Source organism: Lactiplantibacillus brownii, from assembly GCF_031085375.1.
Lineage (GTDB): Bacteria > Bacillota > Bacilli > Lactobacillales > Lactobacillaceae > Lactiplantibacillus > Lactiplantibacillus brownii.
In genome coordinates, this window is record NZ_JAVCWF010000001.1 from 1641992 (window position 1) to 1657470 (window position 15479).

The 15479-nt window shown below is 44.9% G+C and carries 14 protein-coding genes; all 14 read right to left on the minus strand.

From position 1 onward, the window contains the following. Positions 1-28 precede the first annotated feature (28 nt). Complete coding sequence (gene dltB, locus RA086_RS07625) at positions 29-1243, minus strand: D-alanyl-lipoteichoic acid biosynthesis protein DltB (RefSeq protein WP_308703239.1); 1215 nt, start codon at positions 1241-1243, stop codon at positions 29-31. Continuing rightward, on the minus strand, positions 1240-2766 hold the full coding sequence (gene dltA / locus RA086_RS07630; RefSeq protein WP_308703240.1) for a D-alanine--poly(phosphoribitol) ligase subunit DltA: 1527 nt from the start codon (positions 2764-2766) through the stop codon (positions 1240-1242). Before dltA ends, dltB begins: the two co-directional genes overlap by 4 nt. Positions 2767-2805: 39 nt before the next feature. After that, positions 2806-2955: a teichoic acid D-Ala incorporation-associated protein DltX gene (locus tag RA086_RS07635; RefSeq protein ID WP_308703241.1), complete on the minus strand. Its 150-nt coding sequence runs from the start codon at positions 2953-2955 to the stop codon at positions 2806-2808. A gap of 39 nt (positions 2956-2994) precedes the next feature. Further along, entirely contained in the window at positions 2995-4170 is a 1176-nt protein-coding gene (locus tag RA086_RS07640; protein WP_308703242.1) for a serine hydrolase domain-containing protein, read from the minus strand. Positions 4171-4216: 46 nt separating this feature from the next. Then, positions 4217-4384 carry a hypothetical protein gene (locus RA086_RS07645; RefSeq protein ID WP_308703243.1) on the minus strand — a complete coding sequence of 56 codons (168 nt, stop codon included), beginning with the start codon at positions 4382-4384 and terminating at the stop codon, positions 4217-4219. Between the two features lie 228 nt (positions 4385-4612). Beyond that, positions 4613-5755, minus strand: coding sequence for a molecular chaperone DnaJ (gene dnaJ / locus RA086_RS07650; protein WP_308703244.1), 1143 nt, complete (start codon positions 5753-5755; stop codon positions 4613-4615). 104 nt (positions 5756-5859) lie between these two features. Then, positions 5860-7731, minus strand: coding sequence for a molecular chaperone DnaK (dnaK, locus tag RA086_RS07655; protein ID WP_308703245.1), 1872 nt, complete (start codon positions 7729-7731; stop codon positions 5860-5862). A gap of 37 nt (positions 7732-7768) precedes the next feature. Continuing rightward, a complete protein-coding gene (gene grpE / locus RA086_RS07660) occupies positions 7769-8368 on the minus strand; it encodes a nucleotide exchange factor GrpE (protein ID WP_308703246.1) in 600 nt (199 codons plus the stop codon). Between the two features lie 20 nt (positions 8369-8388). After that, positions 8389-9432: a heat-inducible transcriptional repressor HrcA gene (hrcA, locus tag RA086_RS07665; RefSeq protein WP_308703247.1), complete on the minus strand. Its 1044-nt coding sequence runs from the start codon at positions 9430-9432 to the stop codon at positions 8389-8391. A 153-nt stretch (positions 9433-9585) separates the two neighbouring features. Continuing rightward, a complete protein-coding gene (budA, locus tag RA086_RS07670; protein WP_308703248.1) occupies positions 9586-10296 on the minus strand; it encodes an acetolactate decarboxylase in 711 nt (236 codons plus the stop codon). Position 10297: 1 nt separating this feature from the next. Beyond that, complete coding sequence (ribF, locus tag RA086_RS07675) at positions 10298-11293, minus strand: riboflavin biosynthesis protein RibF (RefSeq protein WP_308703249.1); 996 nt, start codon at positions 11291-11293, stop codon at positions 10298-10300. A gap of 12 nt (positions 11294-11305) precedes the next feature. Then, positions 11306-12229: a tRNA pseudouridine(55) synthase TruB gene (truB, locus tag RA086_RS07680; RefSeq protein ID WP_308703250.1), complete on the minus strand. Its 924-nt coding sequence runs from the start codon at positions 12227-12229 to the stop codon at positions 11306-11308. Between the two features lie 181 nt (positions 12230-12410). Further along, positions 12411-12770 (minus strand): 30S ribosome-binding factor RbfA, encoded by a 360-nt coding sequence (gene rbfA, locus RA086_RS07685; protein ID WP_308703251.1) that lies wholly within the window; start codon positions 12768-12770, stop codon positions 12411-12413. 26 nt (positions 12771-12796) lie between these two features. Further along, positions 12797-15472, minus strand: a complete 2676-nt coding sequence (infB, locus tag RA086_RS07690) for a translation initiation factor IF-2 (protein WP_308703252.1) — start codon at positions 15470-15472, stop codon at positions 12797-12799. Between the last annotated feature and the right edge of the window lie 7 nt (positions 15473-15479).

A 15479-nucleotide genomic window follows, 5' to 3' on the forward strand; every position in this document is an offset into this window, starting at 1 on the left:
AATAACTTCCTTTTTTAAATTTATTTTTTTAGTTACGTGGGACAAAGAACAAGGTGTTCAAAAATCCTGAGAAAATTAAGAAACTAAGACAAACCACGTTGAACGTTAGGAAAATCGCAAACCATTCCGTAAATTTATTATGCGGAATTTGAGCTTGATGTTTCTTCTTGTAACGTAACCAAGCATCGTTGATCACCATCGCAAACCCATGGAACAGCCCATAAACGATGTAGTACCAAGTCTCGCCATGCCAGAACCCCATGATCAACATGTTGATCACGTAGCAGACATTGGCAGTCGTAATGCGACTCTTGAAGACTTTGTGTTTCATCATGAAGAAGACCATTCGCATGTATATAAAGTCTCGGAACCAGAAGGACAACGTCATGTGCCAACGATTCCAGAAGTCTTTGATATTTTTTGATTTGAACGGATGGTTAAAGTTCATTGGCGTCTCGACACCCATCAAGTAACTGACCCCGACCGCGAATAAACTGTAACCCGCGAAATCGAAGAACAGATCCATACTGTAAGTGTACATGACACCTAACAAGGCCCAAGAAAGACCGTGTGCTTGTAATGCCGCATGTTCAACTGTTGGTAACATCACAGTCCCAAAAATATAGGCTAACAAGAATTTGTAGAGGAAGCCCAAGAAAATATAACGGACCCCTTTTTCCATCAAATCCAAATATTTTGCCCGTGTCGGCACGCTATCGTAGTCTTTGACGAAACGACGATAACGGTCAATTGGCCCGGATGAAATCGTTGGGAAGAACAGTAAGAACTGACCAAACAATATTGGATGGAATTCCTTGATCACGCCATCACGCGTTTCCATGATGGTTTGAACGACTTTAAAAGTTAAATAAGAAATCCCCAAGAAACCAATAATTGAGCTCGCGCCATGTTCCAAAGCCGGCGTGATCTTAACAAAGAACAATGGCACAATCGCTAAAATCACACTCACTACGAAGATCCAACCTTTATTAGGCGAATCTGGGCGTTGCCGATACTTGGAGTATAACCAAACTAAACAAATTTGATAAATCAAATAAATAATCAAGGCAATCCCGGTATGCCACTTGGTCCCCCCAAATGTTAGGAGCAAGAAGACAAACGAGATGATTGATTCGTAAATGTGTGACCGGTGGCCGTAAAGTAATCCAATCATTAACGGTAACAGAGCAATGAAAAGTAAGATGAAGTACGTCGGGTTACCGTATGGGTCAAATGACATCATTCCGGATTAACCTCTTTCATGATCGACTTGACATCAATTTTGCCGTTTGGCGTTAATGGCAAGCTCTCTTGATAGACGAAACGTTGAGGAATCATATATTCCATCATCATTCCTTGTAAATCTTTTTTTATTGCCGTGGTCAATGCAAAGTCAGTTTCAAAATCATTTGGCTTTGGCACCACATAGGCAATCATTTGGGTGACCTTATGCTCTTTATCGTACTTCGGTACGGCTACCGCTTGTTTAATGTGTTGCTGTTGACCTAAGAAATGATCAACTTCTTCTAATTCAATTCGATATCCATGCATCTTGATCTGGAAATCAACCCGACCACGGTAACGGAACAAGCCGTCAGCGTCCATCGTGCCAATATCACCAGAATGATAAGCCCGTTGGCCATCTAGCTTGAAGAATGCCTTAGCCGTCTTCTCAGGGTTGTTTAAATAACCCTTGGAAACACTTGGCCCAGCAATAATCAACTCACCTTCAGTCCCATTAGGTACAGGTTTACCAGCTTCATCGACAACAACCATCTTGGTATCAGCTTTTGCATAACCAATTGGTAAACGTTCAAACCGATCCAAGGCCGCAGTGGTAATTTCAATTTGCGTGACTGCCACACAAGTTTCAGTTGGCCCATAAGTGTTAAAGACACGTGCTGCTGGGAACCGTTTTTTCAAGGTTGCCGCAGTTTTATGCGTTAACTCTTCACCACAGAACAAGAAGTGCGTTAAGTTTGGCAGATGTTCGGCGTTAAACTTAGGTTCCAATAAACAAATATCCATAAATGATGGCGTTGAAACCCACACGTTTATTGGTAACGTTGGCAACACCGTAAACAGTTGTTTAAAATCATCCGTCACTGCTTTAGGCAAGGCATATAAAGTCCCACCGGCTGTCAAGGTTGGATAAACATCCATCACTGAAAGGTCAAATGAATATGGTGGTTGTGACAATGCCTTAGGTTGTGCTGGTAAGCCAAAGTCATCACCCAACATCCAGTTCACGTAGCTGAGTAAGTTATCGTGACTGATCTGGACCCCTTTAGGCTTACCCGTGGTCCCAGAAGTAAAGATAATATAGTAATCATCATCACCACTGACAGCATGATCCGCCTGATAGTCGACCGTGGTTGCAAAGATTGCTGCCAATTGGTCTGGTGTGATCACTGGGGTCGTTCCAACTCCGGTAGGGAGTTCAGCGACAGCAATCACGGCAGCTGGCTTTGCAATTTCATTAATCATAGTCAACCGTTCATTTGGCGAATGGGTGTCAATCGGAATGTAAGCCCGACCAGACTTCACAATACCTAAAAAGGTGGCAATCATTTCAAAGGTTTGCCCACCAAAAACGATGATAGGCGCCCCCGCTGCTAAATCTAAAGTATCCAAATGTGCTGCAAGCGCATCTGAGTACCGTTTTAAGTCCGCATAGGTATGCGTGACACCTTGCACATCATAGACCACTTTTTCAGGTTGGGTCCGTGCAAAGTTATCAATAGTGTCAATAATATTTTTGATCATCAGTAATCTCCCCCAAAAAGAGCGTTGTTACCTTCCCAGTTAGAATTCATTGTAAATAAACTTCGCTTGGTTAATCCCACTGTAACCGTACAGATAAACCAGCGCCAGCATGATGGCAAAGTAGAACACCGTCAACGCAATAAATTGCACGACCGGACGCTCGAACCAAATTTTCAATTTCGTAAACATACAGTCACCTCCTAAAATCAGCGCCATGAGCCATTACCATTAATTAGTTTGCAACATCAGTTCCTCAAAGATCTTGGCAGTTGCGGTCTGAATCGTGACTGCTTGGCGGTTGCAATTGCTTAACAAGACCACCCCGTTTTTGCCATCCGTTGATAATTTCAACGCCGATTCATACCCATATCCGACCCCGTGAGACCGAATTACAGCGGGCTGTTCATTATAAACACCACCGCCATAAGTCCCGGTAGCCGAAGGCGTATGCAAGATTGCCACGTTGGCCTTCGTCATCAACTTACCCTTCAAGATCCCCGATTCAACCTTAAACAGATCACCGGCAGTCATATAAACTTGGCCAGTTCCTAACTCATTCGCCATTTGTGCTTTAGTCTCATCAACTGGTTTCGTGTAGTCAGGCAAAATCTGCGTCTCACTAGCTGAATAACCTAGCGTCGCATGCTTACCAAGTCCGTCAGTCACAAATCCGGATCCGTTGAGCCCTAATTTTTTAATGAAATGTTTCTCAAAGTAGCTTTGATAGGATTGACCAGTTTGTTGACGAATAATTCCAGCTAATAGCAAGAAGTTAACCGATGAATAGTGAAACACATTATATTTAGCTGGCGTAAAGCCTATATGTGTCACTGCTTCATTAACGACCTCATCTTCTGGCAGTTCGTCTTTTGAACTACCCGTTTGTCGTAACCCACTTGCCATATCGAGCATCATCCGTAAGGTGATCTCATGACCATGGGAAATGCTTGGATAATATTTGGATAACTTATCCGACAACTTTATTTTCTTCGCTTGCACCAACTGCATAATGGCTGCAGCGGTCAACGACTTTTGAATCGACAAGATCTGATATTTCGATTGCGGCCCATTTTTGACTTTGGTCGCCGCATCCGAGTAACCAAATCCTTTTTGATAAACCACGTGGTTATTCTTAACCACTAACGCCGTCCCAACAAAATGACTCAGTTTTAAGATGTGCGTAATTTGTTGGTTGGTCGAACGCGTCTTGTTAAACGGGTCTGCATTGATTTTTTCAGCAATCTTGCGTTGCTGCTCGGCTTTACGCTTAGCTTGTTTCGCCACTGCTTGCTTCTTTTGTTCAGCAGCCACCACTTGATTGTGTTGATGCCATCGATATCCGACGCCACCACCAATCAAGATTAACCCGAACATCAAAACTAATCCTAATTCTAATCGCTTCATTATTGTTAACTTCCCCGTCAGTCAATTTGCCACGAACTGTCACCGACTAGCGGTACATTAAGTTCAAGGAATAGTTTACCAACTGATACCGATTATTCGTCGTTTGCGCTTGAAAATCATAAAAGTCTGCGTGTGCGTCTTGCCGAAACCATCGTCTGTAACGGTTTTGTAACATTACCGTTGATTTGCCCCCACTACATTCTTCGAATCCCATTGGTTCACCTCCTTAAATAAGTCTAGCACCCGCAATATTATAGTTATAATATATCGAAACAGTTTGCTGAAAAAGCCGTCGCCAGGCAGTTCAGTTAATAAACCAAGTCGACCAGCTTTACGTTTGATACGGTTAATCGTTGATGATGGTGTATGACATTTTTAACCATGCTAAAACAACGCAAAAAAAAGACATGCCTAATTTTCTAGACATGTCTTACTGATTTTTTTAAACCCCACGAAACTTATCAAATAATGAGCCATTACCAGCAACTGTTTTGCCACTAGCTTTTGCAAAAGTCTTGAGAGCTTCTTTTTGGCCTTTATTCAATTTCGTTGGCGTTTGGATCGAAACAGTCACCCGTTCGTCACCATTCCCGTTACCACGTAAGCGAGGTGCGCCCTTGCCACGTAAGCGGAAGGTCGTCCCAGTCTGCGTTCCAGCAGGAATCTTTAATTTGACATCACCGTGTACCGTCTTAACTGCAACTTCATCACCCAAAGCAGCTTGAGCAAAGTCAATCGGTAACTTGAAGTAGATCGTGGCACCATCACGCTCGAACTCTTTGCTAGGTTCCACACGGAAAACAATAAACAAATCACCGTAAGGGCCACCATTCGCGCCGGCTTCACCTTGGTTTTGAAGACGCATTTGTTGGCCTTCTTCAACCCCAGCAGGTACCGTCACTTTAATGGAATGACTCTGTTCAGTATGACCAGAACCCCCACAAGTGGCACACTTATCTTTGATTTCCTTACCACTACCATGACAAACATCACAAACTTGTTGACTCATCATGCGACCAAGTGGCGTATTCGTTTGAACTTGAATATAACCACTCCCATGACATTTCGAACAAGTCACTGGTGAGGTCCCGGGTTTCGCACCAGAACCACCACAAGTCTCACATTGTTCCTCACGATTGTAAGTAATGTTGGTCTTCTTACCAAAGATGGCATCTTCAAATTTCAAGGTCATCTCATATTGTAAATCACGGCCTTGTTGCGGTGCCGTTGGATTTGGTCGGCGACCACCGCCACCAGCACCACCAAAAAATGAGCTGAAAATATCTTCGAAACCACCGCCGCCGCCAAAACCACCGAAGTCTTGACCGCCAAAGCCGCCAGCACCACCGCCGAAGCCTTGTTGTTGACCACCAGTTGAACCGAATTGATCATATTGCGCCCGTTTTTGCGGATCACCTAATGTTTCGTACGCGTCATTGACCGCTTTAAACTTGTCTTCAGCGCCAGGTTCATGGTTCAAATCGGGATGGTACTTTTTCGAAAGTTTTCGGTAAGCTTTCTTGATTTCATCCTGACTGGCATCTTTTGCAACACCCAGAACCTTATATAAATCTTGTTCTGCCATTGTAACCTCCTAATGATCCTTAATAAAGTCTCACTAATACTAGCATAGTTGACGCAAAAAGCCAAAGCCGCGCGGCCTTGGCTTTTTGATTCAACCGGTAAATTTTACTTCTTGTCCTTATCTTTATCTAAGTCTTCGAAGTCGCCATCGACGGTCTTGCCATCGCCTTTGGCATCATCACCCTTACCAGCATCGCCAGTCGCATCAGTAGCGCCCTTAGCGTCACCTTGTGCTTGTTGGGTCTGTTGATAAAGTTTAACTGATAAGTCTTGGACGATCTTGTTCAAGTCATCCTTCTTGGCTTTCATTTCTTCAACGTTGTTGTCATCTTGAGCTTTCTTCAAAGCATCACGGGCATCTTGAGCCTTCTTGACTTCTTCGTCAGAAACTTTACCTTTGAGTTCCTTGAGCGTCTTATCCGTCGTAAAGATCAATTGGTCAACTTCGTTCTTCAAGTCAACTTCTTCTTTACGCTTCTTATCAGCATCTTCGTTTTCTTTGGCTTCCTTGACCATTTGATCAATTTCTTCGTCAGAGAGACCCGATGAACTCTTGATGGTAATCTTTTGTTCTTTGTTCGTGCCCATATCCTTAGCAGAAACGTTCACGATACCGTTCTTATCAATATCGAATTTAACTTCGATTTGAGGAACACCACGTGGGGCTGCTGGAATATCAGTTAATTGGAAACGACCCAATGTCTTGTTATCTGCTGCCATTGGCCGTTCACCTTGTAAGACATGAATATCAACGGCTGGTTGGTTATCAGCGGCCGTTGAGAAGACTTGTGACTTACTCGTTGGGATGGTCGTGTTACGATCAATCAACTTCGTGAAGACACCGCCCATGGTTTCAATCCCTAATGACAATGGTGTGACATCAAGTAAAACAACGTCTTTCACATCACCAGTGATGACCCCACCTTGAACCGCAGCACCTAAGGCAACCGCTTCGTCAGGGTTAATAGAATGGTTTGATTCTTTGCCAGTCCATTTTTCAACAGCTTCTTGAACAGCTGGAATCCGAGTTGACCCACCGTTTAAGATGACAACGTCCAAGTCAGAAGCTTGTAAATTAGCATCCTTCAACGCATTTTCAACTGGAACCCGGGTCTTGTCAACAAGGTCTTCAGTCAATTCGTTAAACTTAGCACGTGTTAAAGTTTGTTCCAAGTGTAACGGACCACTAGCACCAGCTGAAATAAATGGTAAGCTGATTTGTGCTTCAGAAACCCCTGAAAGGTCCTTCTTCGCTTTTTCAGCAGCATCCTTTAGCCGTTGTAATGCCATCTTGTCTTGTGACAAGTCAACGCCATTGTCAGCCTTGAAGCCAGCAACTAACCAATCAATGATCTTTTGGTCAAAATCATCCCCACCAAGATGGGTATCACCGTTCGTTGATAAGACTTCAAAGACCCCATCGCCTAATTCCAAGATGGAAACATCAAAAGTCCCACCACCAAGATCATAAACTAAGATTTTTTCATCTTTGTCCGTTTTATCCAAACCATAAGCTAACGCTGCAGCTGTTGGTTCATTGATAATCCGTTCGATGTTCAAGCCAGCAATCTTACCAGCATCTTTAGTGGCTTGCCGTTGGGCATCATTAAAGTAAGCTGGCACCGTCACAACGGCCTTTTCAACCGTATCGCCTAAATAATCTTCCGCAAATCCCTTGATGTATTGTAAAATCATCGCAGAAATTTGTTGTGGCGTATAATCCTTGCCTTCAATATTTACTTTGTAACCAGCTTCACCCATGTGACGCTTGATTGAAGCTACCGTGTTAGGATTGGTGATAGCTTGCCGCTTGGCAACTTCACCAACTTGAGTTTCGCCATCTTTAAATGCGACAACTGATGGGACCGTCCGGCCGCCTTCAGGAGTCGTAATAATCTTTGGTTCGCTACCTTCGAGTACGGCAACCGCAGAGTTAGTCGTCCCGAGGTCAATCCCGATAATTTTATTACTTGCCATAAATTAACAAACCTCTTTTAATTTTATTTTTTTATTATTACTGGGCCACAACAACCATTGCAGGTCGAAGCGTCCGGTCTTTAAATAGATAACCTTTTTGTAAAACTTGAACTACCGTTTCGGCAGGATGATCTTTGTCCGCCGGCACCGTTTGCACGGCCTGGTGAACGTTCGGATCAAATTTCTCACCATCTGCTGGAACTTCAGTTACGCTATTCTTTTTGAGGGCTTCTTGCAAATGCCCATAAACCATTTCGACACCCTTCTTCAACTGCTTAGCAGTTTCATCGGTAGCCGCGGTGGCTAATGCTCGTTCCAAGTTATCCAGCACTGGCAACACGTCCTTTGCCAACGTCTGACCATCATATTTAATGATCGATGCTTGCTCTTTCTTGAAACGATTTTGCATATTGACCAATTCAGCTTGGGTTCGCAATAACTGATCATCCTTCTGGTCCAATTGCTGCTTTAATGCTGCAATTTGAGCCTCACGAGGATCAACCTTGGTTGCTGCTGCCTTTTTAGTCGTCGCTTTTTCTGCCGTCGACTTAGCTGTTGCTGAGTCGGCAGTGGATTGCGCCGCTTGGCTAGCCGTACTTTCAGCTGAATCGGTTGCGCTAGTTGGTTTCTTTGCCAATGATTTCATCTCCCTGTCCGTCACTCGTCAAAGTACCGGTAATAATCTAACAGTTTGCGGGCCAGTTCACGTTGAAACGCACCCATCAGACCGATCATCCGTGAGTATGGCATGGCTGTCGGCCCAAGCAAGGCGATAATACCTTGCCCGTGCTGATCAACGTCATACGTTGCGGTGATCAAACTGTAGTCTTTCAATAAATCGTTGGTGATCTCATTCCCGATCCGAACTTGAATGTGTTGACCAGGTGTGCCAATCACATTGGCCAAGTTATCCGTTTGATCTAGCAATGAATACAATGATCGCATTTCTTTCGGATTCTGTTGACTCGTATAGTTAAACAAGTTTAACTTGCCACCAACATAAAACCTTTCGGAAGCTGCCTTGGACAACACACTGCCAAAAATATCCAAGAAACCATCGGGATTTTGCAAATAACGCGATAATTTCAATGGAATCTCTTGTTGTAATTTGGCGAGGACGTCTTCTAACGGCAGGCCGATCAATTGATCATCGATAAAACGAACGACTGGCTCTAGTTCATCACCGGAAAGATCATTCGGAATCGTAAACGTCTGATTCTCAACATCCCCGTTATTAGTCACCAGAATGGCCATGACTTGATGATTGCCAAGCGGTACTAAACGGAAGCCGCTGAGCCGACTATGTTTCAATTCCGGCCGTAGGGTAAAAGTCGTATAACTCGTCAATTGTGACAAGATATCCGCCGACTGCGCCACGATCTCATCGATCTTATGAAATTCACCACCCAACGAATGTTGGATGACCTTCAAGTCACGATTATCCACCTTTTCAGGTGTCAGGATATGATCAACATAATAACGATAACCCTTAATTGATGGAATTCGACCAGAAGACAAATGCGTTTTGACGATTAATCCCAAATCTTCAAGTCGCGCCATTTCATTACGAATCGTGGCGGAGCTAACCTTCATCGGCAACTCTTGGACTAAAGATTTGGACCCAACTGGGGTACCGCCTTCGGTATAGTCACGGACAATCGCCTTCAAAATTAGGCTTTGTCGTTCAGTTAACGTGATCATCACCTCTTTTTAGCACTTAACTTAATGGAGTGCTAACACAATTACTAATATAACAACCCCACCCCTTAAAGTCAAGGAAAGACAAAGTATTTTAGCAAAATAATTGGTCGAGTGCTAAAAAAGTCCGAGGAAGCTTTCCTCGGACCCATCAACCTAGCGTTCAGCTTTGTTAATGGCTGAATCAATGGTTTCATTATCAAATTGTTCCTGTAAGTAATCTGCATTATCAATGGGTAGGTGTACTTGAAAATCAGCAAATTTTTGAACTTTCAGTTGGGCCTGATCAATTTCAAAATCTAAGAGATGCCCGCCAAGTTGATGATCTGCACTCAAGAAGTGTAAGTGGAAGCCACCCACCGTCGCCCCTTGGAATAGGTGCGGCGCAAAATAACCGATGATTGTTCCCTTGACGTCGGTCCCTTCAAATTCAGGCTGAGTGGCCGTCGCGGCAACCAAAGTCTGGTAAGGCTTAGTTTGATGTGGCGCAACTCTAGTCTTAACCCGCTTGAAACTACCGTCAACGCGAATCGCGGCAAAAACATTCGTTAATTGATTGTCGGCTTGCACTTGTTGCTGAAACGCCGCTTGTCCTAAATCACTCACGGGTGTACCAGCTTGAGCAGCTTCAAAATGTACCGACGCAAATGGTAACGTTTCCGTTGCCGAAATTTGACGCACTTGACCGTCTTCACGCGCTTGATAGGCCTGACCATCCAAAATAATGACCTCACCATTCAAACCATCTAACGTCCCAATCCCGGTATCACCATGCTTCAATAACTCACCAGCCGTAATGGTCCCGTCATAGAGTCCTGGAACCAGCAACCCTAAAGTACCATGTTGAAAAATTTTACTTGTATCCATATTAGTTCTCCTTTTGCGCCCGTAACACGGACCAAAGCCGTGGCTGCGCGTGAAATGGCTGCGTAAGATAATAGTCGCGTGTGGCCTGTTCGTCTTGCTTGAGCTGTTTCACTAAGCCCGCCGCATCAGCAAACTTAATTTCCCCACGCATCCGGTGACCCCAACGAATCGTTAACGCCTGACCATAAATATCACCACTAAAATCCAATAAGTAAATTTCAACGGTCACTGGCCGGTCATCCCCAAAAGTGACGTTGCGCCCCACGGATGCCATCCCAGTCACCCACTGATTTTCCACTTTAACCATCGTGGCATAAATGCCAATTCCAGGGACACGGGTATTGTTGCTATGAGCAACATTGGCCGTTGGAAAGCCGAGCGTGCGGCCACGAGCTTCCCCATGCACAACGGTTCCCATCGTTTCGTACTGGTAACCAAGCAGCGTATTCGCCTCATCAATTGCGCCCGCGTCCAACGCAGTACGAATCCGGGTCGAGCTGATTTTTTCCGTCCCATCAATGGCCTTAGGGACTTCAATAATCTCAAAACGATCATGACCGTAATCATTTAATCGCTGCATGTTGGCAATCGCCGCGGGTCCGTAAGTATAATCAAAGCCTGCCACCACCGTCGTGGCATGTAACCCAACAATCAACTGGTCCACAAAAGTTTGCGGTGGCATTGACCCCACTGCGGCGTCAAAATGCAACACATAGAGGATGTCGACACCCATTTCAGCCATGAGGCTCACCTTTTGTGAAACCGTCGTCAAATAACGCACATGATCTGGTTCAGCGTGTTGAAAAACGACGGATGGATGCTGATCAAACGTCATCACCGCTAATTTCGTGTTTGTGGCTTTAGCTGCGGCTCGCGCGGTGGCGACGACCCGTTGATGTCCCCGATGCACGCCGTCAAAAAAGCCGAGTGCTAACGTGATCGCCCCAGCTGGAATTTGACTCGCCACATAAGGATAACTTAAATTAATCACCTGCATGTCAAAAACTCCTTATTCAACTGAGAACATTTTGAACGGCTTGTACCGTTGTTCTTCAGTCCGATAACTATACAAACATTTTATGCGGTCTTGGTAGGTCAATGCAAGAATCGTGTCCGCATCCGGATTGGCTTGCTGTCCTTCATCCGCCAACAACCAGGCACCATTTTTAACCCGCGCCCATTGCGCTGCCGTTAGTGCGACCTGCGGATATTGCGTTAAAGCTTTCTCAATTGGTGCCAACAAGTCAGCTTCCGTCCCGGCCGCCACAGCTGCTTCAATCTGGTCAAACGTGATCGTCTCAGCTAAGTTAAAGCCGCCACTCTTCAAACGAGTCAAATCACTCATGACCGCTGGAACGCCAAGTTGTTTGCCCACATCCACTGCTAAGGTGCGGACATAAGTCCCTTTGCTACAATCGACCGTAAAATAAATGGTCTGCGTTTGCGTTTCAGCATCATAAGTCGCAGCTTGGCGTTGGACAAAACGACCAATCGTAATGTGACGTTCAGGTCGGGCCACGGTCTCACCATGACGAGCATAATCATATAGCCGACGACCATTCACTTTAACGGCGGAAAACATCGGTGGAATCTGCGTGATCTCGCCCGTCATCGTGGCTAAGGCCGCATCAATTTCAGCGGTCGTGAATGGCTTAGCAATGGCCATTCGCTCGATTTCATCGCCGTCTAAATCTTCCGTGGTCGTCGCAAACCCCAACGTCATACTGCCCTGGTACTGTTTGCCAGAAGCCACCAAAAACTGCACGACTTTGGTAGCGTTGCCAATACAAATGGGTAATACCCCGTCGACACTAGGATCTAGAGTCCCTGAATGCCCTACTTTGCGGGTATGATAGAGTCTTCTAATTTTAGCCACGCAGTCAAAACTCGTCAAGCCACGTGGTTTATATAATGGTAAAATTCCGTTTGGCATAAATTTACTCCTTAAAATTAACTTTTTTTAGTATACCACATTCAATAAAATCACCGACTCATGACTTGCCTTCAAAGCTAAACCCAATGAGTCGACAGTTAACGCTGCTGACTAGGTTTAACGCCAAAAAAAGACCGTTTCGAGTAAAAACCCGAAACGGTCAATAACCAGACTTGAACAACTAGTCGTGGCGTTTTAAATTGTTGATCAATTCGTCGATCCGACTCCCATATTGAATAGAAGTATCCCGTTCAAATATCAGTTCAGGCGTCTTGTAAATGCTAAGCCGAGAGCCTAATTCACTACGAATTAACCCCTTAGCCTTTTCAAGTCCTTGGGCAGTCTTCTCACCATCAGACGCTTTGTCCGATAAAATGCTGTAGAAGATCGTGGCTTGTTGTAAGTCACCCGTTACCGTAACACCGGTAATAGTTAACCCAGACTCAGCAACCCGTGGATCACGAACACGCTTCAATAGAATGTCGTCGACTTCTTTTTGGATCTCTTGTTCCAGTCGACCAACCCGATAATGTTGTGCCATTCTAATGCACCTCCTTGAGAGATTGCTTATTCAATCGGAATTTCTTTCATGACATAAGCTTCGATGACATCATTAACTCTGATATCATTGTAATCTTCAATTCGAAGACCTAATTCGAAACCTTGTTTAACTTCTTTAACATCGTCCTTGAAGCGACGTAAACTAGCCAGTTTACCGTCATAAATCACGACGCTGTCACGGATGACCCGGACACCGGAATCACGATGAATGACCCCATCTGTGACCATCCCACCACCGATAGTCCCAACCTTAGAAACCTTGTAGATTTCACGGATTTCGACTTGACCAGTGATCTTTTCTTCATATTTCGGTTCGAGCATCCCTTTCATCGCGCTTTCGATTTCATCAATCGCGTTGTAGATGACTTGATGCAAACGAATATCAACATCGTCAGTGTCAGCTTGCGACTTTGCTTGTGGCGTTGGTCGAACGTTGAACCCGATGATGATGGCATTACTTGCTTCCGCCAAAGCCACATCACTTTCGTTAATGGCCCCAACAGCAGTATGGATAATGTTAACCCGGACACCTTCGACTTCGATCTTCTTCAAACTACCAGCCAAGGCCTCAACTGAACCTTGAACATCAGCCTTGATGATGACGTCAACTTCTTTAAGCTCGCCTTGCTTCATTGAATCAAACAAGTTGTCCAATGTCACATGGTTCGTTTGCTTCCGTTCGTCCATCAAAGCTTGCTTAGCCCGTTCTTCACCGGCTTCACGAGCGGTCTTTTCATCGTCAAACACGACGAAACGATCCCCAGCTTCAGGTACATCACTCAAACCAGTAATCTCGATTGGTGTGGATGGAATGGCTTCTTGAATCCGGCGACCATTGTCATTCGTCATCGTCCGGACACGACCATAGGTATTCCCAACAACGATTGGGTCACCAACATGCATCGTCCCTTGTTGAACTAACAAGGTTGCCGTTGAGCCTTTCCCACGATCCAAACTAGCTTCCAAAACGGAACCAGCGGCGTTTTGATCTGGGTTAGCTTTCAATTCCAATACTTCAGCTTGTAACAAGATCATGTCCAATAATTCATCCAAATTCTTACCGAATTTCGCTGAAATTTGAACGAAGATCGTTTCGCCACCCCAGTCTTCAGGAATCAAACCGTATTCGGTCAATTGTTCCATGACATGGTTAGGGTTAGCGCCGGGCTTATCAATCTTGTTAACTGCGACGATAATTGGTACTTTGGCTGCTTTCGCATGGTTGATGGCTTCGATAGTTTGTGGCATCACACCATCATCCGCCGCAACGACTAAGACCGTGATATCGGTAATATCAGCACCACGTGCCCGCATTTCGGTAAAGGCCGCATGTCCAGGCGTATCCAAGAAGGTGATGGATTTACCATCATGCTTCACTTGGTAGGCCCCGATAGCTTGCGTGATCCCACCGGCTTCACCAGCGGTAACGTGGGTATGCCGAAGCTTATCAAGCAAGGTCGTCTTACCATGGTCAACGTGCCCCATGACAGTGACAACGGGTGCGCGAGTCACAGCATTTTCCATGTTTTGATTTTCATCATCGAAGAACTTGTCTAAGTCAGTTACATCGACTTCAACCTTTTCTTGGGCATTAATCCCATAGTCGGCTGCCAGAACTTCAATCGTATCCTTATCAAGTGATTGGTTTTGGTTAACCGCCACACCTAACATGAACAACTTCTTGATAATTTCAGCTGGTTCGCGATGCAAAATCTTACCCAAATCTTGCGCATTCATCCCGACCGTATAGACTAAGGTTTCTGGTAATGGCTTATCCTTCCGAACTGGTGCCGGCTTGTTATTCACTTGCCGAATCCGTTGATTCTTCCGGTTTTGCTTCTTGTTATTACGACGGCGGTTATTGTTATTACCACGGTAACGACCACCACCGCCGTTATTGTTCAAGCTACCGCCAAAGCGGCCACTGCCATTACGACTACTATTGTTGTTGCCATTGCTACTGTTAGTACTCCGGTTTGCCGAATTATTATTCCGGTTTTGCGTATTACTTGAGCGGTTTTGGCTGTTATTGCTATGGTTTTGACCATTGTTTGAACGATTTTGGCCACCGCTAGTCCGATTTGCTGAACTATTGTTTGAACGGTTACCATTGTTACTTCTCGTCCCATTGCTGCTATTTGACCGGTTGTTACTATTGCGATTAGCCGTTGAATTGTTCGACCGGTTTTGGCCGCCATTCCGATTCTGACCGTTACTAGTACTCCGGTTAGCCGTATTGTTCGAACGAGTCCCGTTACTACTGTTCGTTCGGGTCCCATTACTTGCTGGCCGTGAACTGGTAGACCGTGAACTATGATTGTTTGCACGGTTTCCATTGCTACTGCTGTTATTGTTGGGACGGTTTTGGCTATGATTATTGTTATTATTTCGATTATTATTCAAAGAATCACCACTCTGTTGATGACGCGAGTTGGATTGCTGCTGGTTAGCAGTTCGTGTCACATTTTTAGCTTCCGACTTCGAAGCTGAACCGGTTTCCCCGGCCGTTTTAGATTTAGGATTGGTGCCAGCTTGAGTGCCCTTTAATTGGCGCTCTTCGTTGTCACCGAGTGTCGACATATGATTTTTAACGGAGAATCCCAACTGTTGTGCTTGCGCAATCAACTGTTTACTTGGAACATGTAGCTCCTTCGCTAATTCATAAATTCGCTTTTTCCCCATATCTTCA